The following is a 20,234-nucleotide window of genomic DNA, read 5'->3' on the forward strand; positions in this document are numbered from 1 at the left end:
GCCTTACGACATCGGGTTTCGATCACTCAATCCAACGCTTACAACGGCTTCATGTGCGGGAACAGGATCACGTCCTTGATGGTGTGGCTGTTGGTGAACAGCATCACCAGACGGTCGATACCAATGCCTTCACCAGCGGTTGGCGGCATGCCGTATTCCAGTGCGTTAACGTAGTCCGCATCGTAATGCATGGCTTCGTCGTCACCGGCGTCTTTCTCTTCGACCTGCTTACGGAAACGCGCGGCCTGATCTTCGGCGTCGTTCAGCTCGGAGAAGCCGTTGGCCAGCTCACGGCCGCCAACGAAGAATTCAAAGCGGTCGGTCACGAACGGGTTGTCATCGTTGCGACGGGCCAGCGGCGAGACTTCCCATGGGTATTCGGTAATGAAGGTTGGCTGGTCCAGCTTCTCTTCGGCGGTTTCTTCGAAGATTTCACAGATGTACTTGCCAGGGCCCCAGGCTGCCTGCTTCTCGGAATCCTTGATACCCACTTGTTTGGCGTAGGCTTTCAGGGTGTCGATGTTGGCTTCCGGGTCTGCAAATACCGCAGCGTCCATGTCCGGGTTGTACTTCAGGATTGCCTCGACCATGGTCATGCGCTGGAACGGCGCCGCAAAGTCGTAGGTGGACTCACCGTATTCAATAGTGGTGGTGCCCAGTACGCTTTCAGCGATGTGCTTCAGCATGCCTTCGGTGATGTCCATCAGGTCGTGGTAAGTCGCGTACGCCTGATAGAACTCGATCATGGTGAACTCAGGGTTGTGACGAGTCGACACACCTTCGTTACGGAAGTTACGGTTGATTTCGAACACACGCTCGAAGCCGCCCACAACCAGACGCTTGAGGTACAGCTCAGGCGCAATACGCAGGAACATGTCGATGTCCATGGCATTGTGGTGAGTTTCAAACGGCTTGGCAGTCGCACCACCCGGAATGGTTTGCAGCATTGGCGTTTCAACTTCCATGAAGTCACGCTCGGCCAGGTAACCACGGATGGCAGTGATGATCTTTGAACGCACAATGAAAGTAGTGCGGGATTCATCGTTGGTGATCAGGTCAACATAACGCTGACGGTACTTCATTTCCTGGTCGGCCAGACCGTGGAACTTGTCCGGCAGCGGGCGCAGGGACTTGGTCAGGATTTGCAGGTTTTCAACCTGTTCAACGTTGACGTAAAGCTCGCCCTTGCCGGACTTGCTCAGCACACCGGAGGCAGACACGATGTCACCGATGTCCAGCAGCTGCCAGGCTTCGGATTCTTTCTGCAGCGGCTTGCCCAGATACACCTGAATGGAAGCAGACACATCCTGCAAACCAATGAACGGACCACCACGACGCATCAGACGACCGGCAACGGCAACACGAACACCCAGTGCATCGATTTCTTCCCGGGTCATTTCACCGTACGCTGCCTGCAGGTCGCCGGCCTTGTTCTCGCGTTTGAAGTCGTTCGGGTGGCCATTGGATTTGCTACCTTCACGCAGCTGTTCCAGCTTGGCGCGACGCTCGGCGATGAGCTTGTTTTCTTCCTGAGCAGTTTGAGTTTGTTCGGTCATGTTTTAACCCGGTTGTGTATAAAGTCTGACGTCGGATGCGTTGTTCAGGTCGGACGTCGGATGCGTTGTTCAGGTCTGACGTCTGACGTCAGACACGTATTTCTGGTTCGACGCCAGAGGCCTGACGTCGGACACGTTCATTGCATTGCGTAGGATGGGCACCGCCCATCTAATCGTTGGGTCTGGCCCAACCTGACGTATTCATTTGAATCCAGATATGCAGATTAACATCGGCAAATCTGCATTCGGGGATAAATCCCCTCCTACAATAGCGGCCACTAGCGGCAAGCGTCGGACGTCCGACCAATCGCACAGTAGCGATTAAAGGCCTTTCTTCAGACTAGCCTCAATAAACATATCCAGACCGCCATCCAGCACTTGCTGGGTGTTGCGGGTTTCTACGCCGGTACGCAAGTCCTTGATACGGGAGTCGTCCAGTACGTAGGAACGGATCTGGCTGCCCCAACCGATGTCGGACTTGGTGTCTTCCAGAGCCTGGGCTTCTTCGCTGCGCTTCATCATTTCCATTTCATACAGCTTGGCTTTCAGCTGCTTCATGGCCTGGTCTTTGTTCTTGTGCTGCGAGCGGTCATTCTGACACTGGGTCACGATGCCAGATGGCATGTGGGTAATACGCACCGCCGATTCGGTCCGGTTAACGTGCTGACCACCGGCACCGGAGGCGCGGTATACGTCGATACGCAGATCGGCCGGGTTGATCTCGATCTCGATGTTGTCATCCACTTCAGGGGAAACAAACACGGAAGAGAACGAGGTGTGGCGACGGTTACCGGAGTCGAACGGGCTCTTGCGCACCAGACGGTGTACGCCGGTTTCGGTACGCAACCAGCCGTAGGCGTATTCGCCTTCGATACGGATGGTGGCAGATTTGATACCTGCAACGTCGCCGTCGGAGGCTTCCATCAGCTCACCCTTGAAGCCGTGGGCGTCGATCCAGCGCAGGTACATGCGGCACATCATTTCGGCCCAGTCCTGGGCTTCGGTACCACCTGAGCCTGCCTGGATTTCCAGGTAGGCGTTGTTCGGGTCCAATTCGCCGGAGAACATACGACGGAATTCCAGAACTTCCAGCTGAGCTTGCAGTTCAGCGAGTTCGGATTTCACTTCTTCGACAGAGTCTTCGTCGTCTTCTTCTACCGCCATGTCGAGCAGGTCTTTGGCATCCGCCAGGCCGGTATCGAGGGTATCGATGGTTTTTACCACGACTTCCAGCGCTGCACGTTCCTTACCCAGATCCTGGGCACGGTCGGCGTCGTTCCAGACGTCTGGCTGAGCCAGTTCCTGCTCTACTTCTTCGAGGCGTTCTTGCTTGTTGGCATAGTCAAAGATACCCCCTAAGCACGTCAGTACGCGCTTGCAGGTCTTTGATGTTCTCGACGATCGGATTAATTTCCAAGGGACTACCTATCTGTATCGCTGATTCGAGGTGATGGACAACCGGGCTGCTGGCCCCGTCGTCATAAAATGACGCCGTATTCTACAGAATCGTGACAGTGTAGGCGAGTCGGCCGTTCAGGGGATAATGGCTCAGATAAAAAACAAACTGAAAAATAATGGTTCACAAATACGAATAATTTACAATTTTCTTTCAAAAGCGATTGCAAACATTTCTCACTTAAACTAACTTTAATCCTGTTGATAGTCATTCCCAATCGCAGGGTCATTCATATGTACGTGTGTTTGTGCAAAGCCGTTACCAACCAGCAGGTTAAAGACGCCGTTGAGCAAGGCCAGAGCTACGCTGAAATGCGCCAGAGCCTGGGTGTTGCCACCGATTGCGGTTGCTGTGGTAAAGCTGCCAAAGAACTGATTCGTCAGCACGTAGCTACCCTGCCACCTTGTGAGTTTGCCGAAGTCGGCTGATTCATTGAGAGATGACGAAGAAAACCGGCCAAGGCCGGTTTTTTTGTGCCTGCCGTTTGTGGTCAGGCAGAGCCGAGTCGCTATTTTCGGTGCGCCCTGCACACCCTGCCCTGTCTGGCTGTTACCTGCACAAACGTCCAGGAGCGAATGTATTCGCGCGGGGGACAGACGCTTGTTTCTGTGCACACCCTACCCTCTCCGGCGGTTACCTGCACAAACCTGTAGGAACGAATGTATTCGCGAAAGGGGACATTGTTGTCGCAGCCCAGATCACACGAAATCACAGACACGCCAAAACCAAAAAAACCGGCTCAAGGCCGGTTTTAACGCTTCATATAAATAATGAAGAAGAAGGTCCAATTGGGAAAACCGGCCAGAGCCGGTTTTCGGGGAGAACATAACAAGTTCTGTTATGAAACCGTCAGGTCAGGGCACCTGACGGCCAACGCCAATTGGAACTCCCGATATGGATTAAACCAGGAAGGCTTAGAACCATACTTCGGTTTGTGCACCGAAGCTCAGGCCGCTGGTTGTATCCGCTGGCGTCACACCGCCAGAGTTGCTGTTTTGGCCTTCGTCGTTCCACATGGCGTAAGTAGCGAACAGACGCAGGGCTGGACGAGAGAAGAACTTGGAACCGGCAGAGAACTGCTGGGCAACAGTGAACTTGGTCATGCTGTTGGTATCACCAGAGAGCTTGTCTTTCACCTGATCGTAGCCAACTTCAAACGCTGTGTTGGAGTAACCACCCCACTGAACAACCGGACGAATACCGGCAGACAGCCACTCGTGACCGGTGTTGGTCGCGCTGTTATCTACGTTCTTGTCTTCGTATACCACCACGTACTGGGCTTCTACGTTGTCGGCCAGAGAAGTCACACCAGAGTCGATGATACGGAAGAAGTCGCCTTCCAGAGTGCCGTTCTGGTTACCAGTGTTGGTAGAAGAAATCATGCCATCGTTGGCTTGTTGAATGGTCAGCTTGTTGTTGCCACCCAACACGTCGTTGAACATGAAGTTCAGGGTTACCAGAGAGCCGGAGTTGTTGGCGCCTTCGTAAGCCAGACCGTCAGTACCGCTGGTAGAACCCAGAGTCAGGCCCACTTCAGCCGATACGTTGTCGGCAACTTCCATTTTGCTGATGCGGAAGTCGTAGGTGTTGTTAACGTAGTTACCGGAATCACCTTCACCATCGGTCGCGTCGGTAGAGCCGTTGCGCAACCAGGCAACACCCAACTTACCAAAACCTACGTCGACGTTTTTCAGACCTACACCCGGGCCTTTCGGGTCGTAGTAGAAGAAGTCGTTGATGTGAACGTTTTGACGATCAACAAACTGCTTACCAATCCACAGAGTCGCGCCTGGCAGGGCTTCGATAACGTCAGTACCTTCAACGTTGAAACGACGGATGGAGATACGGTCGGCGGAAGAGGTGTTGCCGTTGATCTGTTCCCAGTCAGAATTCTGGTCAGTTTCGTAGATGATTTCAGTGGTCATCTTGAACTTGCCAGCGCCTTCTACTTCCTTGTCGGTAATCAGACGAACTGCGGCGTAGGTTTCGCACTCGTTACCCAGACGGTACTTGGACGGTGCGCCTTTGGCCTTGTAGCAAACCTGATCACCACCATCGATAGAAGAACCGATGCCGGTACGGAAGTAAGCGTGGAATGGGCTATCGTCGGCGATAGCAGGCATGGCAGTGGCAGCGGCAACAGCCAGAACCAAAGCCTTTGGAGAAATAACGGATGTACGGGCGTTGTTGTTATGCTCGTGCTTCATCTTTTCAGCTCTCTATTGTTTTTATAGTCGTTTCTGTAGTCCGAAACAGGAGCGAGTAAGATGATTAGCAATCGGCTCGCTCCCTCAACTGCAAGCCGATACTAGTCAGATTGTTCCAACGTCACTAAATGAATGTTTTAGCCACGTTTATATCAATTCTGTAATGGATGATTTTGAAATCACCCTTTATTTTGATGAATTTTCAGACAATTCAAAACAGCGTATCCAGCAGTAATTTTGCACCGATCAGCCCCAGCGCCGAGTAAATAATCCGGTAGAACCATTGGTCGCTGATTACCGCCTGCAGGCGAATTCCGTACTTGGCACCGAGCCAGGCCACTGGCATCAATATCAACGAAATCAATAAGTTATCGCCATCCAACTGCCCCAGCATGGCATAAGGAACCAGTTTCACCAGATTGACGGTGGCGATGGTAAAGATCACTGTGGCGAGATATTCCGGACGCGGCAGTCGCAGTGGTAACAGGTACAAATTCAACGGTGGCCCACCAGCGTGAGCGAGAAAACTGGTAAAGCCGGTAATGGTGCCGCACAGCCGTGCAATCCATGGGTTGCCGGTTTTTGTTTCGCCCAATTGAAGGTTGCTGGCAAAGCCCCAGAGGCAAAAAATGATGGATAAAACACCCAACACAATCTTGATCAGGTCGGCGTTCAACAGATCAAACGTGAAATACCCAATCGCGATGCCGATGCAAGCAGGGCCAATCAACCGGCGATATTGAGTCAGGTTCAGTTTGCCCCACCAGGCTTTCATGCTGACGGCGTCCATCAATACCAACAGGGGCAACATAATGGCGGCTGCCTGACGAGGATCGATGTAAAGCGCCAGCAGCGGTACAGCAATCACGCCTACCCCGCCGGCAAAGCCAGATTTGGAAACGCCGGTCACCCACACCGCCAGTATTGCCAATATCCAGAAACCGAGATCAAAACCCAGCATATGTGCGCCCTTGCCAATTGCTACGGGATGCGATGAGATCACGAATCGCACCAGCCCGCCACGGCAATTCAGTCCGGCAGGTTATGCAACGCTCGTTCAGGCAGGCGGCAATGTATGACGTTTTATTTACGGAAGGGCATGTCGAGCCAATTCAGCTTTTGAATGGCCGTCCACGTAACTTGAAGTTTCACCGATCAGCGAATACTGCTAGCGTCGGCCGCCTTCTTCGGGACACCACCAAACAATCAGGGACATCTGATGCTGTCGATCTTGACCATTATCACACCGATTTTTCTCATCATTGCCGTCGGCTACCTGCTGACGGTGCGGCAGCTGATGCCGAAAGACGTACTGCCCGTGTTGTCAAAACTGGTGTTGTTCTGCCTGATTCCGGCACTGACCTTCGGTACGGTGGCGCGGCTCGATTTCGACAAGGTGCTGGCGTGGGATTTTCTGGGCGTCTACGCACTGGGGGCTTTGCTGACCCAGCTGGTGATTGTGGTGTTGTTCAAGCTCTTGAACCGCTCACTGACCGATGCCGCCATCCGTGCACTGTGTACCACCATGCCAAACAGCATCTTTGTCGGCTACCCGGTGGTCATGCAGGCGTTTGGTGAAGAATGGGGCTATACCTTTATTTTTGCCGTCATGGTTGAAAACATCGTGATTCTGCCTGCGGTACTGATCGCGGCCGAGTTGGGTCGGGGTCGTAGCGAAGATGCCTCTGCCAAACTTATTCATCTGGCGGGTGGCATCGCCAAGCGCATTATCAGCAACCCCGTCATCATTGCCATTATTGCCGGTTTGCTGGTGTCATTGTCCGGACTGGCGCTGCCAGAAGTGTTGTCGCGAACCCTGACCGTACTGGGTAATGCGGCAGGCGGTATCGCCCTGCTGGTGATTGGTGGCTCACTGGTGGCCAACCCGATCCGGGGGAATATCCGTGACATCAGCCTGGTGACCATCGGCAAGCTGGTTATTCACCCATTGATGGTGGCACTGGTGCTGCTGTGCTGGCCGGATTTCGACCCGACGCTGGAAGCTCTGCTGATTGTGTACGCCGCACTGCCAATGGCAGCGGTGATTCCGATTATTGGCAGCAACTACGGTCTGCGTGATTTCTGTGCCAGCAGCCTGGTGGCAACCACCGTCAGCGCGTTTGTATCCTTGACGGTTGTTCTGACCCTGCTGCTGTAACGGGCCTTTTGACCAAAGCGCCGTTCCGAACCGAACCACAACACAGGCGCAAACCAAAGCACAAACGCCACACAAACCATTCAGGACACACACAACAACTCTGCGGCTCCGCCTGAGCCGCAGACCACTACAACGTTTTACGCCCCGAAACCCATTTAACAGGTACTGCCAATGCTGGCGATTTTGTCCGTCACCACTCCGATTTTCATGCTGATCGGACTGGGATTTATCATTGTGCGCAAGGAAGTCATCAAGGCCCATGAGATGCCCACGCTTGGCCGTCTGGTCACGTCGGTTGCCCTGCCCGCGCTGGTGTTTTACTCCCTCAGCACCCGTAACTTCAGCGAGGTGATGAACCCTGTGTACCTCGCGGTTTACGGGCTGGCGTCGCTGATGCTGTTCCTGCTGGTACTCGTCGTTGCCCATAACGTTCGCAAACAGCCGCTGCAAACCAGTGTTCTGAATGCCATGGCTGCCAGCTGCAGCAACAGCGGCTTCATCGGTTTTCCGCTGGTTCTGGCGCTGGTCGGCCCGACCGCCGCCGTTGCTCTGGCGCTGTGCATGATCATCGAAAACGCCCTGGTGTTACCGCTGGGGCTGATTTTGCTGGAGTGGAGCCAGCAACGAAACCGGCCGATTCTGGAATCTGTTGGCAAAACCATGTGGCTGATCTGCAAAAGCCCCCTCAGCATTGCCATCGCCGCTGGCCTGTCCGTATCCGTGCTGCAAATTCATATTCCAGCGCCCATGTATAAAGCGGTGGAAATGGCCGCCGGAGCGTCAGGCGCGCTGGCGTTGATTACCATTGGCGGCAAGCTGGCGGGCTTGTCATTGCGCGGACTGGGAGATTCCTGGTGGGAAATCATCATCCCCACCGTCGGCAAACTGATGATTCACCCCTTGCTGGTGATGGTAATGATCATGCTGCTACCGCCGTTTGACCCGATTCTTCAGGTCGCCGCCGTTGCCATGGCCTGTTCGCCGATGATGAGCATCTACCCGATTCTGGCCGCCCAGCATCAGTACGATGGCACCGCTGCTGCCACCCTGTTAATTGCCACCATCGCCTCCTTCTTTACCATCTCGCTGGCCTTCTGGTTATTTGGTGCCACTCACTTTGTGGAATTTGGCGGCGGCATGTTGCCCACCCTGTTTCCCCAGTAGCCTGCGCGACAACTCAGACCCAAGCAAAGACGCAAGCGAAGCAATATGCCGCCAGCGAATACAGCGCGGCGTAATCGGACTGCGTCGTCGCCTTACATTCCGGTAAACTACCCGCAGGAAACTTGGAAAGGACTCGCCATTACACTGCATTCATCGCCGGTGCAGAGTGATTCGGAGAGCCCCCAAGCAATATTTTGATCACAGGTAATCGATACATGAGCAAGACCATCTACGTTCTGAACGGCCCAAACCTGAATTTGCTGGGCAAACGCCAACCGGAAATCTACGGCCACGAGACACTGGCAGACGTTGAGCAAAAAGTTCGCGAGCGTGCTGCGACCTTTGGTTTGGAAATTGTTTTCTTCCAGAGCAACCACGAAGGCGACATCATCGACAAGATTCACGAAGCCCGTGACCACGCCCAGGGCATCATCATTAACCCAGCGGCCTACACGCACACGTCTGTGGCCATTCTGGATGCACTGAACACCTTTGAATCGCCTGTTGTGGAAGTGCATATTTCCAACGTGCACAAGCGTGAATCCTTCCGCCACCACTCCTATGTATCCCTGCGTGCAGATGCCGTCATTGCTGGCATGGGCACGCTGGGTTACCGCGCTGCGCTGGAATATTTCGCCTGATGCTTGTGGGTCAGGCCAAGCTTGCCTGACCCATTCCTGCCTGACTGCTGACCTCTTTTTCCTTACCTACCTTTCCCCACCTCTCGTTCCCTATTTTGCCCTTATCGCATCTTCTGTTGTGCTTTCAGTCAGACAGACCAAGGCGACGAAGCTCAGCCATTGTCCGCAAGGTAACGTCCGCCAGCCCAACTGACGTTTGCGGCTCGGCATTTTTTGGCAAACTCATTTGCAATGCGGGTTATCCGCAGCACAACAAGACTTGCACCGTCAGTGCAGGCGCCATCGACTGGAGACCAAGATGAACAAGCTGGAAATGACCGAAACTATCATCGCCGCCAAAATCGCCAAGGGCGTTAGCTGGGAAACCATTGCCTCCGAAATCGGTATGGGCACCGTGTGGGTAACCTCGGCTTGCCTGGGGAAAAACAGCATGCCAGCGGAGCCGGCAGCCAATTTGTGCAAGTATCTGGAGTTGTCGAAAGATGTTGAGACGGCCTTGAAAGCCTTCCCGACCAAAACCTGGGATGGTGCTGTACCGCAGGACCCGCTGGTCTATCGCCTGTACGAAATCGTCGGCGTGTATGGCGATACCCTGAAAGAGGTGATTCAGGAAAAATTCGGCGATGGCATCATGAGCGCCATTGATTTCACCATGGACGTCGAGAAAGAAGAAAACCCCAAAGGCGACCGTGTTATCCTCACCATGAATGGAAAATTCCTGCCTTACAAAGCCTGGTAAGCGGAAAAATACCGTTTTCAGATACCGCTCCGAACGCTTTCAGGAGCGGTAACTCAGGCCTTCAGGCTATGCAAAGCGCCTATCCATTACGTTGTTGACATAGCCAACAGTCGTTTTGGAATAGCCTGAAATCCCATGAAAGTGATAGCATTCGAGCGACTGCAATCCCTCATTTGTCGTTGCGCCACCGACACGCAGACTATTTCCAATAACAACAGGGCGCTTGATGCCCCACTTTATGAACACAACTGAAGAGAAAAAACTGGTCGGTCAAACCGCCTACGAAACCATTCGCTTTGACATTGTGAACGGTAATCTGGCACCCGATGAGAAGCTCAAATTAAATGCCTTACAGAAGCGGTATGGCGTCAGCGTGAACACCTTGCGTGAAACCCTGATGCGACTGGTGTCTGAAGGATTTGTCCTGTTCGAAGATCAAAAAGGCTTTCGGGTTCGGCCAGTATCACTGGCAGACTTTGAAGAGCTGATCGAATTGCGCTCCACGCTGGAACTGCTGGGTTTGCGCAAATCCATGAACAACACCAAAAACCTGATTGAATGGAAGTCCCGCCTGATCAGTGCGCACTACCGCCTGACCGTTGCCCAAAAAGGCATGATGGCCAGTGAAGCCACCAATGCCGCCGACTGGGAAAAAGCCGACCGCGAATTCCACATGGCGATTGTCTCTAACTGCGGTTCCAACCAGCTGATTCGATACCATTCCAGCGTACTGGAACTCTTTATGCGCTATCAGGTGTTAGCCCTGAAAAAGCGTCCATTCCGTGGCCAGGCCGTGGTCGATGAGCACCAGAAGTTGCTCGACAGCTTGCTGAACGACGATCAGGAAGCCGCTGTGAATTTCCTCGACGATCACATCAGCAAAGGCGCTCAGGTTCCGGTCTGATTCAGACATTCACCGTCACTGCTTTTATCTGGTTCGGTAAGGGCTTAGCTCGATGCTGAGCTCAAGAGAAACGGGCTGAGATTCGAGCTCAGTCTCATTAGGCAAGAAACGGAAAGGAGCGCAGGTGCAAGCACCTGCGCCAAAGACAGTCCGAGCGTGGACTTAGAAAATCGAAGAATTCTTGAGGGAGCAGCCAGCGCCCTCCCTGATAGTCAGCTGGCAATGCGCTCCGGGAATACCACCGCCTGGGAATCCACACCAGACACAATTTCCTGAGCACTTTCCCGAGCGGCTTCCATCAACATACGCAGCTGCATGGAAGGCACACGATCCGAGCGAACCGTCAAACCCACAGGACCAAGGGTTTCCTGTCCTTTCAGCGGCAGTTCGATCAGCTCACCACTGTCCAGTTCACGCATCACCACACCACGGGAAACGATCCACACGGCATCCGAACGACGGGTGTATTCCTTACCAAACGGATCGGAGATGGTTTCAATACGGTCAGGCACCGAGCCAATCCCCAACGCCACCAGATAGCTCTCTACGGCATTGAAAATGATCGAGCCTTGCGGCGGATACAGCACTGGAAAACGAGTGATATCCGCAGGCTCAAAGTCCTGCTTCAGCAGCGGGTGATCCGGGCGCACCACAAAACTGACGCGCTCAGAGTACAGATGTTCGAAGGTCAAACCCGTCACCTGTTCTGGCTCGCCCAAACGGCCAATCACCAGATCCAGCTCGCCAACACGCAGCTGGCTTAACAGCAAGGTGTTCTGGGCAGAGACAATATTGAGGGTAACGTCGAGGTCGGCGTTGCGGAATTTTTCCACCACTTTCGGCATCAGGCAGGCCGCCACGGTTGGTAGCACGCCAATCGACAAACGGGCACGGCCTTTTTGTTTGGCCTGCGCCACGCTGCTGGCACCTTCACGCAGAGCCGCCACGCTGGTACCGGCGTGCTTGATAAACACCTCGCCGTACTGGGTCAGCTCAACGCCTTTTTTACTGCGCTCTAACAGGCGTACGCCAAGCATGTCTTCCAGTTCTTTCAGTTTCTTTGAAACAGCCGGCTGGGTCAGAGCCAGTACATCCGCGGCTCGACCGACGCTGCCCTGACGAGCAACTTCCAGAAAGCACTGCAAGTGGCGGTACTTGATCCTGTTTTCCATCATTGCGCTACCCTCTAATTATTAAAATATAGGATATTTTTTGTTTGAAAGGGCGTTTTATACAATTATCCCCACAAAAGCAATATAAAAACGGTCAAAAAATGGAATGTATCGGGCCATCCAGCACGACTCTGGCGTCCTTGGTTCATACTTGAACGCATACGTACTCGCTGCGGGCTTGCAGCCCACTACGCTCTCATCGCCACCGTCCACTCCCCTGCACTCTGGTGATGCAAGGCAGTGGCCAGCGGAAACACCGACGCCGTCGTCATATCGCTATGGAATAGTTAAAAACGCATTTTTCATTGTCGTGTTGATGCAATCCGGCTTAGCGTATGCGGTCCAACAGACCGTGCAGATACACCTTTTGCGGGCGTTAACGAGGAACAACAATGAAAACATCTCTGGCCACCGTTTCCATCTCAGGCACTCTGGAGCAAAAGCTACAGGCTGCTGCCAAGGCCGGTTTTGACGCCATCGAGATCTTTGAAAACGACTTCACCCAGTTTCCCGGCAGCCCTGCCGACGTTCGTAAAATGTGTGAAGACCTGGGTTTGCACATTCTGGCGTTCCAGCCATTCCGCGATGGCGGCGGTGTGCCGGATGCCATGCACCAGCAATCCCTTTACCGCATGCAAAAGAAGTTCGAAATCATGCACGAGCTGAACACCCAGCGCTTGCTGGTGTGCAGTGTGGTGCCGGATTTCGCCATTGATGACAACGAGCTGGTTGCGGCGCAGCTGCACGACTTTGCCGAAATAGCCAAGGACGCCGGTGTCAGTCTGGCCTACGAAGCGCTAGCCTGGGGCAAGTATATTGCCGACTACGACGACGCCTGGGAAATTGTGAAAAAGGTCGACCACCCGAATCTGGGCATTGGTCTGGACACTTTCCATATGTTTTCCCGTGGCTGCACGTTGGATACCCTCGACCGCGAAATCACTCCAGACAAAATCGCTCTGGTACAGGTGGCTGACGCACCATTGATGAAAATGGAAATTCTGCAATACAGCCGCCACTACCGTTGCTTCCCGGGTCAGGGCGAATTTCCGGTGGTGGAATTCATGCGCAGCTTGAAGGCCAAAGGTTTTGACGACTATGTGTCCCACGAAATCTTCAACGACGATTTCCGCGCCTCGTCGCCATTTGAAAAAGCCACTGACGGCATTCGTTCGCTGATTTGGCTGGACAAGCAAAGCGACCTGCCAGCCGAGCCAGAAGCAGCACAACCAGAGCCTCTGATCGACGACGTTGAGTTTGTGGAATTTGCCATCACCGACGATACCGGTGAACAACTGGTCGATTTCTTCAAGCAGCTGGGCTTCCGCGAAACCCATCAACACAAGTCCAAGCAAGTGACCCTGATGCAACAGGGCAACATCAATCTGGTGTTGAATCGCGAGCCGCAAAGCCAGGCGCACAAGCACTTTGAAGACCACGGCGTTTCCGTATGCGCCCTCGCCTTCAGCACACCTGCGATGAAGAAAGTGATGCAACGTGCGGACGACTACGGTTGCGAGCGTTTCAGCAACCAGACAGGTCCTGGTGAGCTGAACATTCCTGCCATCAAAGGAGTCGGCGACAGTCTGGTGTACTTTGTAGAGCGCAAGCCGGTGCGCTTTTTTGAACTGGACTTCGAGCCTATTCAGCACAGCGAAGACGCTGCGGCCAGCCAACCGGGACTGACCCGCATCGATCACATTGGCCAAACCGTTGCCAGTGTCGACTTCCTGTCTGCCGGGTTCTTTTACAAGAGCCTGTTCGACTTTGCGGTTGAGCCAAGCCAGGACTTGCCGGACCTGCACGGCCTGGTGGTCAGCCGTACAGCCGTTAGCCCGGACCGCAACATTCGTATTCCACTGAATATGACGACGGCCCGCGCCGCGTCGGCACAGCGCTTCCTCGACAAGACCAAAGGCTCCGGCGTACAGCAGCTGGCCTTTGCCTGTGATGACATTTTTGCCGCTGCCGCAGCGATTCCGGCATCACTGCGACTGGACATCCCGGCCAACTACTACCGCGACCTGGATGCCCGCTTCCAGCTGCCTGCGGACTTGATTGAACGCCTGCAAGACAACCAGATTCTGTACGATCGCAATGACGACGGTGAATTCTTCCACTTCTACAGCCGCGAGCAGAACGGCACTTTTATTGAGGTGCTGCAGCGATCAGGAAACTACGACCGCTACGGCGAGGCCAACGCCTTTATTCGACTGGCGGCCCAGGCACGCGCTGAAGCCTGACCCAAACAAAAATGGCGCGTGGTTGCCTCCAGAGAAACAACCACACGCCATTCACACTTCCTGTTTCTGTCGACTCTCGATTATCGACACCTTTTCCGCCTCACTTGAGGCGGTTTTTTTATCCATTCAAATCGTATTGCGGAGTCACACAGTAGACCATTGAATTAAAACAACGGCTCGTCGTTCAGGCTCACCACACCGTCTTTCATCACAAACTTCAGGTCTTCGCCGTTAAAGGCTTTTTCAGCAATCAGCGGGTGCAACTGGGACGCCATCATGGCCACCGTTGGGCTCAGTTTTGCGTCCAGTTCAGCGGCCAGTGAGTGAACCAGCAGCTGACGATCAGCCATGCCATTCGGGTTCAGCATTTGGGCAAAGTAGTCCGCAGGCAGCTGATCCGTCTTGAGGTTGGCTTCACCATCCACGTCGTAGAAGTTTTCGCCGTTAACCTTCACACCGGACTTCACCTGTAGTACAGGACCCGGAGCCAGCAAGGCATCGGCACGTTCCTGCAAATACAACATCATGGACTCTGTTTTGGCCTGAGGATCAAGACCGTTGCTCTGCTCCAGCAGGGCAATCAGCTCACGAACCTGCTCACCATCAATACCTGCGATTCGGCTATCCAGGAAAAAGTCATTGGCTGCGCCCATCAGGCTGCTGACTTCGCCAATGTGAAATTCTGATTCGTAGTTCAACTGCTCACTCAGATCCATCTGGGCCTTGATGGAAATGCCCTTCATCTCCATGTTCTGCATCGGGTTGGCCGATTCAGTCGTCACACTGGCAATCGTGAAGGTGCCTTCGGAGTTGATATTCTCTTTACTGCGTTCCGTTGACTGCTGGTAATCAACAGTGCTGAAGGTCATCTCGCCGTCCGCGGTTTTGACCACTACGTCCGTCAACGACGTCGCGACGGTATAATTCATACTGTCCTTGTTGGCGTCTTTCATATCCAGATTGATATCGAAGGTTGGCACCAGCAGTTCAAACTGCTGAGAATTACCCCAAGCATCGGTACCTGCATCGAACACCTTGTTGATGGCAGGCAGGGTTACCACGGAGTTGCCGCTTTCGAGATCGGTCATGACACCCGCCATCTTAATCGACTTGCCATCCCAGACTTCGTCATTGATGTTGATTTCGTCGCCTTCAACATCAGCCTTGATATCCCTAATCGCAACTTGATAGGGAACGCCGGAGACAGCAGCCAACAGGCTGTGGGAAACGTCATAATCCATCTCCATAGAGAGGGTTAAGCCATTTTCTTTCATGGTCATCAGTGCTGTACCGGTGGAGGCGAACAGGCCGTCTTCGCGCTTGAGCACCTCAACATCGACCGGCATGCCAGCGTATTGAGCCAGATAGGCAGGGTCCAGTTGCTGATCAATGCCAGCAGTAACCGCATCCTTGATGGCCATCTGACCCCATGCAGCGGCGCCTGCCAGGACCACCACTACACCACCTACTACTGCTGATTTCATTTGCACGTCCTTATGATCGGGATATTAAAGTAACGCGCGTTAGCTTGGCATAATTTGGCCAGTCTGTCTGTTAACGAGAACGACTTTCATCAATAAAAGTTAAAATACAGGTACAAAAAAACCGACCTGTAAGAGGTCGGTTTTTCTGGTCCGCTATGAATCAGCAGTAGAAGCTGATCAGAACAGCGAAGAGGTGATGTTGTACTTGTTAGAGAAGAACTCCAGTGCCGCACGGTCGTCTTCAACTTTATGACCCGTGAAGATCTCGAACGCATCCAAACCCTGATAGAAGAACAGGTCGTAGCCGGAGACAATTTGCACGTTTTTCTTGTGGCATTCCACCAGGAACTCGGTGTCCATCGGCGTGTAAACCGCATCAAAAGCCCAGTTCTGGCCACCAATGCAGTCGGCTTTCAGTGGGCTGCCCGGGGTTTTGTAATGACCTACTGGCGTACAGTTCACCAGACCATCGACATCACGGGAGGCTTCTTCCATGTCGGCAAACGCTACAACACGGGCGTTGTAGCCCTCAACTTTCAGTGCGGTTACCAAGGCTTCGGCGCTGGCCGGGTTGAGGTCACAAATCAGCACTTCGGTGGCGCCCAGGTCGAACAGGCCAAACGCCACGGCACGACCCACACCACCGGCACCAATCATCAGCACCTTGCCAGCCGCGGCGTTACCAAAACGGCTCTGGTAACCGCGAACAAAACCGGTGTAATCGGTATTGAACGCTTGCACACCGTCTTTCAGGCGCAGGGTGTTGGTGGCGCCCATTTTGCGAACGGACTCATTCACCTCGTTGGTGTATTCAACCGCCAGCGTTTTGAACGGGAAAGTAACGTTGGTACCGGCAAAGCCTTCATCGCGCAGGCGTTGCAGCATGGCAGCAAAGGCTTCCGGAGAATTAGTTTCCGGCTCGCACAGTTCATAGTTAACCGGGATGTCGAACATCTCGCCGAGCGTCATATGAAGGGATGGAGCACGTGACTGGGAAATTGAAATGCCGATGAGGCCTAGTTTGACCATCTGATTATTCTCCGAATACCGGTTATCACAGCACCCCTACCGCGGGGACTGCACACGGCGCAAGACGTAAAATATAGCAACATTCAGTATGGGAATGTGCCCTCTTGTGCCAGAAACGGACAGACGATACACCAGCCACTTGAATCTCTGGATGAATTTTGCAACGACGATCCATTCCAAAACCGAGATCTATTCCGTCAACCACTGGCATACAAAACACATTCACTCCCGTCTACAACGCGGCAACGTGTGCAGTAATAGCACTATTCGGGCAGTCATCCGGTGCAACACAGCTTGCCTGAGCGCGATCCAAATCCTGGCCCGAAACGGCCTATGGCGGGCGCTGCAAGGGAATCCCGCTTGAGGGCGGCTTCATATAGTTAAAACGATATGAAAATTCCCCAATTTCTCACTTTTCAATTTCGGGAGCCTATCGCAGAGTGTCCATCGCTTTCAAAAATACCCTATATTTTTGGCGATCACTGACTCCAAATTGATCTGACCGCCAAAACGGGTGAAAGCTGCGAACTGATTCGCAAGCACACGCAATGCGCAAACCGCCGATTGCAGTTGAATAAAAATAACCAGGGCGTCCTGAGAGACCCCGATCGGAGAAGTGACTATGAAATCCATGACCAAAGCCTTGCTGGCTGGTGTAATTGCCGCCGCTGCTTCTATTCCTGCTTACGCAGCCACTACCCTGACTCTGGCTCACGTTGACCCTGTTGACTGGCAGACTTCCAAAAAAGGCGCTGCTGCCAAGGTCTTCAAAGAACTGGTTGAAGCAGAATCCGCTGGTCGTCTGAAAGTAAACGTTTACCCATCCGGCCAGCTGGGCGGCGAAACTGACGCCATTCAGTCTGCTCAGGACGGTACTCTGACCATGACCATGGTTTCCGGCGCTTACGCTCGTCTGTGTCCTGAAGCGGGTGTTCTGGAAATTCCATACCTGTTCCCATCCGCTCCGGTTGCCTGGTCCGTACTGGACGGCGACTTTGGTAAAGCGCTGGGCGATCAGTGTCTGGCCAAAACCGGCCTGCGCACTCTGGCTTACGGCGAAACCGGTTTCCGTAACTTCACCAACTCCAAGCGTGTTGTTGCTGAGCCAAAAGATCTGGAAGGCCTGAAAATCCGTGTAATGACCAACCCGCTGTACGTTGAGATGGTCAAGTCCATGGGCGGTGAGCCAACGCCAATCGCATGGCCAGAAGTACCAGCAGCACTGACCACCGGTGTTGTTGACGGTCAGGAAAACCCGGTTTCTGTTATCTACGCCAACAAGTTCTACGAGATGCAGAAGTATCTGACTCTGGATGGCCACGTATACGGTGCGGACTTCTTCCTGATCAACGACGACATCTACAGCGGTCTGCCAGCTCAGGATCAGGCAATCATTGCGCGTGCCGCCAAGGTTGCTGCTCTGACAGGTCGTGCTATCCAGCAGATCAACTCTGCTGAAGGCCTGACCGCTCTGGCTGCCAAAGGCATGACCATCACCACCCCAACTGCTGAACAACTGGCCAAGTTCCAGGAAGTTGCCCAGCCAGCGGTTGTTGAATGGCTGTCCAAGCAAGTTGACCCAAGCTGGATTGAGCGCGTTCAGTCTGCCGTTGACGAAGCAGCCAGCAAGTAAGACCCCTTTTTGACCACCCATAAAATGCACCGCACCGGCGGTGCATTTTTTTAACTGCCCGGTACTCACCCATGTTTTCCATCTACACCCGATTCCTGTCCTTTATGACAGGCCTGTCGCTGTTCGCTGTGTTCGGCGTGGTGTTGGTAGCCAGCTTGTCTCGCTACCTGCTCAACATGCCCATCCAGTGGAGTGAAGAAGTTGCCAAGTACGCCATGATCTATGGCGCTATGTTCGGTATGACGCTGTGCTACCTGCACAACAGCCACATTCGCTTTACGTTTCTGGAAAGCCTGACCCCGAAGATCCATCACCGCTGGATCTATCTGCTGCACGACGCCATTGCGTTGGCCGTCGGGATCATCCTGAGCTACTCGGGCTACATCTTCATGATGAAGCGTGGTGCTCTGGTGGCTACTGGCACTGGACTGCCAATGTACTACTTCCAGGCAGCCATGGTGGTGGGTGGTGTCACCCTGTCACTGGCGGCTGTGATCAAGCTCGTTCGCCACTTCACGCATCCGGAAAAAGGGGAATAATTCGCCATGATCGCCTTTATTATTCTTATTGCCCTGCTGGCCCTTGGTGCCCCGATTGCGTTCGGTATCTTTCTGGCCGTTGTTGGTTACGTCGGCTGGGAAACGCCGTTCAAGATTTCGCTGGTTGCCCAACGGGTTTTCTCCGGCATCGACTCATTTGCGATTCTGGCCATTCCGCTGTTCGTTCTGGCCGGTGAGCTGATGAACGAATCCGGTATCACCGACCGCATCATCAAATTCGCCAACGCTCTGGTTGGCCACATGAAAGCCGGTCTGGCTCAGGTAAACATCTGGGCATCGGTCATTTTTGCCGGTCTGTCCGGTTCTGCAGTTGCTGATACGTCCGCGCTGGGTCGTGTATTTATTCCGACCATGGAAAAAGAAGGCTACCCACGTGATTTCGCAGCTGCTCTGACGGCCGCGTCGTCTGTGATTGGACCGATGATTCCACCAAGTATTCCGGTGATCATCTATGCCCTGATCACCACCGGTGTGTCTGTACCTGGCCTGTTCCTGGCCGGTGTGGCTCCGGGTGTGCTGCTGGCCATCGCGCTGTCTGTCTATGTTCGTATGGTGGCTGCTGACTACGCCGAGCAAAAGCCAAAGCTGAGCTTCAAGGAGCGCGTTAAGGCCTTCACTGACGCCTGGGTTCCACTGCTGATGCCAGTCTTCATTGTCGGTTCGATCCTGACCGGTATCGTAACGCCAACGGAAGCCGCCGCTCTGGCTGCGGGTTATGCACTGGTTGCCGGTATGTTCGTACTGAAGAGCCTGAAGATTTCCATGCTGCCGGGTATTTTCAGCCGTGCCATGCGCGACTCTTCCGTGATCCTGCTGATCATTGCCGTGGTGGCTGCAGCCAACTGGTTGCTGACCTTCTCTCAGGTTCCTCAAACCATCAGCCAGCACGTACTGGCGTCGATTGATTCGCCATGGGCGTTCCTGTTGATGGTGAACCTGATCCTGTTGGTGGTGGGTCTGTTCCTGGAAGGTATCGCTGCCATGCTGATCCTGTTGCCGATCCTGCATCCTATTGCCATGAGCCTGGGCATCGACCCAACGCACTTCGGTATTGTGGTGATCTTCAACCTGATGATTGGTCTGATCACTCCGCCGATGGGTATTTGCCTGTTCGTATCCAACTCGGTGGCGAACGTGGGTATGGGCGCGATTTCCCGTCGCATCATGCCGATGTTCCTGGTTGAGCTGCTGGTACTGGCGATCATTACCTTCATTCCGGAAACCGTGACCTTCCTGCCACGTCTGTTCGGATACTGATACCCGTTAGCCCTGCTGCCGGTGTTTCCCA

17 protein-coding genes are annotated in these 20,234 nt (G+C 53.7%); 10 read left to right on the plus strand and 7 right to left on the minus strand.

Going from position 1 to position 20,234, the window contains the following annotated elements:
- Positions 1 to 38 precede the first annotated feature (38 nt).
- Both lysS and prfB read right to left on the minus strand, forming a co-directional pair.
- A complete protein-coding gene (gene lysS / locus ACXADJ_RS09390; RefSeq protein WP_475065096.1) occupies positions 39 to 1,556 on the minus strand; it encodes a lysine--tRNA ligase in 1,518 nt (505 codons plus the stop codon).
- A 321-nt stretch (positions 1,557 to 1,877) separates the two neighbouring features.
- A protein-coding gene (gene prfB, locus ACXADJ_RS09395) for a peptide chain release factor 2 (RefSeq protein WP_156879032.1) occupies positions 1,878 to 2,973 on the minus strand; the annotation gives its coding sequence in 2 pieces (ribosomal slippage) (positions 1,878 to 2,900 and positions 2,902 to 2,973; 1,095 coding nt in all).
- A 272-nt stretch (positions 2,974 to 3,245) separates the two neighbouring features.
- On the opposite strand from prfB, the gene ACXADJ_RS09400 reads away from it, so the two are divergent.
- On the plus strand, positions 3,246 to 3,440 hold the full coding sequence (locus tag ACXADJ_RS09400) for a (2Fe-2S)-binding protein (protein WP_028293879.1): 195 nt from the start codon (positions 3,246 to 3,248) through the stop codon (positions 3,438 to 3,440).
- 486 nt (positions 3,441 to 3,926) lie between these two features.
- Here ACXADJ_RS09400 and ACXADJ_RS09405 read toward each other — a convergent pair whose 3' ends face one another.
- Positions 3,927 to 5,219, minus strand: a complete 1,293-nt coding sequence (locus ACXADJ_RS09405) for a carbohydrate porin (protein WP_475065099.1) — start codon at positions 5,217 to 5,219, stop codon at positions 3,927 to 3,929.
- A gap of 211 nt (positions 5,220 to 5,430) precedes the next feature.
- The gene (locus ACXADJ_RS09410) at positions 5,431 to 6,180 is read right to left on the minus strand and encodes a sulfite exporter TauE/SafE family protein (RefSeq protein WP_475065101.1); all 750 of its coding nucleotides are present in this window, start codon (positions 6,178 to 6,180) and stop codon (positions 5,431 to 5,433) included.
- Positions 6,181 to 6,438: 258 nt separating this feature from the next.
- On the opposite strand from ACXADJ_RS09410, the gene ACXADJ_RS09415 reads away from it, so the two are divergent.
- The 5 genes from ACXADJ_RS09415 (at position 6,439) to ACXADJ_RS09435 (ending at position 10,825) form a co-directional block, all read left to right on the plus strand.
- Complete coding sequence (locus ACXADJ_RS09415; RefSeq protein ID WP_475065103.1) at positions 6,439 to 7,377, plus strand: AEC family transporter; 939 nt, start codon at positions 6,439 to 6,441, stop codon at positions 7,375 to 7,377.
- 171 nt (positions 7,378 to 7,548) lie between these two features.
- Positions 7,549 to 8,541 (plus strand): AEC family transporter, encoded by a 993-nt coding sequence (locus tag ACXADJ_RS09420; protein ID WP_475065106.1) that lies wholly within the window; start codon positions 7,549 to 7,551, stop codon positions 8,539 to 8,541.
- A 215-nt stretch (positions 8,542 to 8,756) separates the two neighbouring features.
- A complete protein-coding gene (gene aroQ / locus ACXADJ_RS09425; RefSeq protein ID WP_475065108.1) occupies positions 8,757 to 9,182 on the plus strand; it encodes a type II 3-dehydroquinate dehydratase in 426 nt (141 codons plus the stop codon).
- Positions 9,183 to 9,480: 298 nt separating this feature from the next.
- A complete protein-coding gene (gene cynS, locus ACXADJ_RS09430) occupies positions 9,481 to 9,921 on the plus strand; it encodes a cyanase (RefSeq protein WP_475065110.1) in 441 nt (146 codons plus the stop codon).
- A 238-nt stretch (positions 9,922 to 10,159) separates the two neighbouring features.
- The gene (locus ACXADJ_RS09435; protein WP_036536200.1) at positions 10,160 to 10,825 is read left to right on the plus strand and encodes a GntR family transcriptional regulator; all 666 of its coding nucleotides are present in this window, start codon (positions 10,160 to 10,162) and stop codon (positions 10,823 to 10,825) included.
- Positions 10,826 to 11,037: 212 nt separating this feature from the next.
- Here the strand turns inward: ACXADJ_RS09435 and pcaQ are convergent, their stop codons facing one another.
- On the minus strand, positions 11,038 to 12,000 hold the full coding sequence (gene pcaQ, locus ACXADJ_RS09440) for a pca operon transcription factor PcaQ (RefSeq protein ID WP_475065112.1): 963 nt from the start codon (positions 11,998 to 12,000) through the stop codon (positions 11,038 to 11,040).
- 389 nt (positions 12,001 to 12,389) lie between these two features.
- On the opposite strand from pcaQ, the gene ACXADJ_RS09445 reads away from it, so the two are divergent.
- Positions 12,390 to 14,240 carry a bifunctional sugar phosphate isomerase/epimerase/4-hydroxyphenylpyruvate dioxygenase family protein gene (locus ACXADJ_RS09445; RefSeq protein WP_475065114.1) on the plus strand — a complete coding sequence of 617 codons (1,851 nt, stop codon included), beginning with the start codon at positions 12,390 to 12,392 and terminating at the stop codon, positions 14,238 to 14,240.
- A 164-nt stretch (positions 14,241 to 14,404) separates the two neighbouring features.
- Here the strand turns inward: ACXADJ_RS09445 and ACXADJ_RS09450 are convergent, their stop codons facing one another.
- On the minus strand, positions 14,405 to 15,724 hold the full coding sequence (locus ACXADJ_RS09450) for a YdgA family protein (RefSeq protein WP_475065116.1): 1,320 nt from the start codon (positions 15,722 to 15,724) through the stop codon (positions 14,405 to 14,407).
- A 177-nt stretch (positions 15,725 to 15,901) separates the two neighbouring features.
- The gene (locus ACXADJ_RS09455) at positions 15,902 to 16,753 is read right to left on the minus strand and encodes a shikimate dehydrogenase family protein (RefSeq protein ID WP_475065118.1); all 852 of its coding nucleotides are present in this window, start codon (positions 16,751 to 16,753) and stop codon (positions 15,902 to 15,904) included.
- Positions 16,754 to 17,375: 622 nt separating this feature from the next.
- On the opposite strand from ACXADJ_RS09455, the gene ACXADJ_RS09460 reads away from it, so the two are divergent.
- The 3 genes from ACXADJ_RS09460 to ACXADJ_RS09470 all read left to right on the plus strand — a co-directional run bounded on the left by ACXADJ_RS09460 (position 17,376) and on the right by ACXADJ_RS09470 (position 20,203).
- A complete protein-coding gene (locus ACXADJ_RS09460; RefSeq protein ID WP_028293869.1) occupies positions 17,376 to 18,386 on the plus strand; it encodes a DctP family TRAP transporter solute-binding subunit in 1,011 nt (336 codons plus the stop codon).
- 71 nt (positions 18,387 to 18,457) lie between these two features.
- Complete coding sequence (locus ACXADJ_RS09465; RefSeq protein WP_028293868.1) at positions 18,458 to 18,925, plus strand: TRAP transporter small permease; 468 nt, start codon at positions 18,458 to 18,460, stop codon at positions 18,923 to 18,925.
- Positions 18,926 to 18,931: 6 nt separating this feature from the next.
- Positions 18,932 to 20,203 (plus strand): TRAP transporter large permease, encoded by a 1,272-nt coding sequence (locus tag ACXADJ_RS09470; protein ID WP_475065120.1) that lies wholly within the window; start codon positions 18,932 to 18,934, stop codon positions 20,201 to 20,203.
- Positions 20,204 to 20,234 lie beyond the last annotated feature (31 nt).

This window comes from Oceanobacter sp. ABM4_470 (genome assembly GCF_056158645.1).

Coding starts and splice junctions, on each gene's coding strand:
- ACXADJ_RS09445 (WP_475065114.1), top strand. CDS start 12,390: ATGAAAACATCTCTGGCCACCGTTTCCATCTCAGGCACTCTGGAGCAA.
- ACXADJ_RS09460 (WP_028293869.1), top strand. CDS start 17,376: ATGAAATCCATGACCAAAGCCTTGCTGGCTGGTGTAATTGCCGCCGCT.
- ACXADJ_RS09465 (WP_028293868.1), top strand. CDS start 18,458: ATGTTTTCCATCTACACCCGATTCCTGTCCTTTATGACAGGCCTGTCG.
- pcaQ (WP_475065112.1), bottom strand. CDS start 12,000: ATGATGGAAAACAGGATCAAGTACCGCCACTTGCAGTGCTTTCTGGAA.
- ACXADJ_RS09435 (WP_036536200.1), top strand. CDS start 10,160: ATGAACACAACTGAAGAGAAAAAACTGGTCGGTCAAACCGCCTACGAA.
- ACXADJ_RS09400 (WP_028293879.1), top strand. CDS start 3,246: ATGTACGTGTGTTTGTGCAAAGCCGTTACCAACCAGCAGGTTAAAGAC.
- ACXADJ_RS09450 (WP_475065116.1), bottom strand. CDS start 15,724: ATGAAATCAGCAGTAGTAGGTGGTGTAGTGGTGGTCCTGGCAGGCGCC.
- lysS (WP_475065096.1), bottom strand. CDS start 1,556: ATGACCGAACAAACTCAAACTGCTCAGGAAGAAAACAAGCTCATCGCC.
- cynS (WP_475065110.1), top strand. CDS start 9,481: ATGAACAAGCTGGAAATGACCGAAACTATCATCGCCGCCAAAATCGCC.
- ACXADJ_RS09410 (WP_475065101.1), bottom strand. CDS start 6,180: ATGCTGGGTTTTGATCTCGGTTTCTGGATATTGGCAATACTGGCGGTG.
- ACXADJ_RS09405 (WP_475065099.1), bottom strand. CDS start 5,219: ATGAAGCACGAGCATAACAACAACGCCCGTACATCCGTTATTTCTCCA.
- ACXADJ_RS09455 (WP_475065118.1), bottom strand. CDS start 16,753: ATGGTCAAACTAGGCCTCATCGGCATTTCAATTTCCCAGTCACGTGCT.
- ACXADJ_RS09470 (WP_475065120.1), top strand. CDS start 18,932: ATGATCGCCTTTATTATTCTTATTGCCCTGCTGGCCCTTGGTGCCCCG.
- ACXADJ_RS09415 (WP_475065103.1), top strand. CDS start 6,439: ATGCTGTCGATCTTGACCATTATCACACCGATTTTTCTCATCATTGCC.
- aroQ (WP_475065108.1), top strand. CDS start 8,757: ATGAGCAAGACCATCTACGTTCTGAACGGCCCAAACCTGAATTTGCTG.
- ACXADJ_RS09420 (WP_475065106.1), top strand. CDS start 7,549: ATGCTGGCGATTTTGTCCGTCACCACTCCGATTTTCATGCTGATCGGA.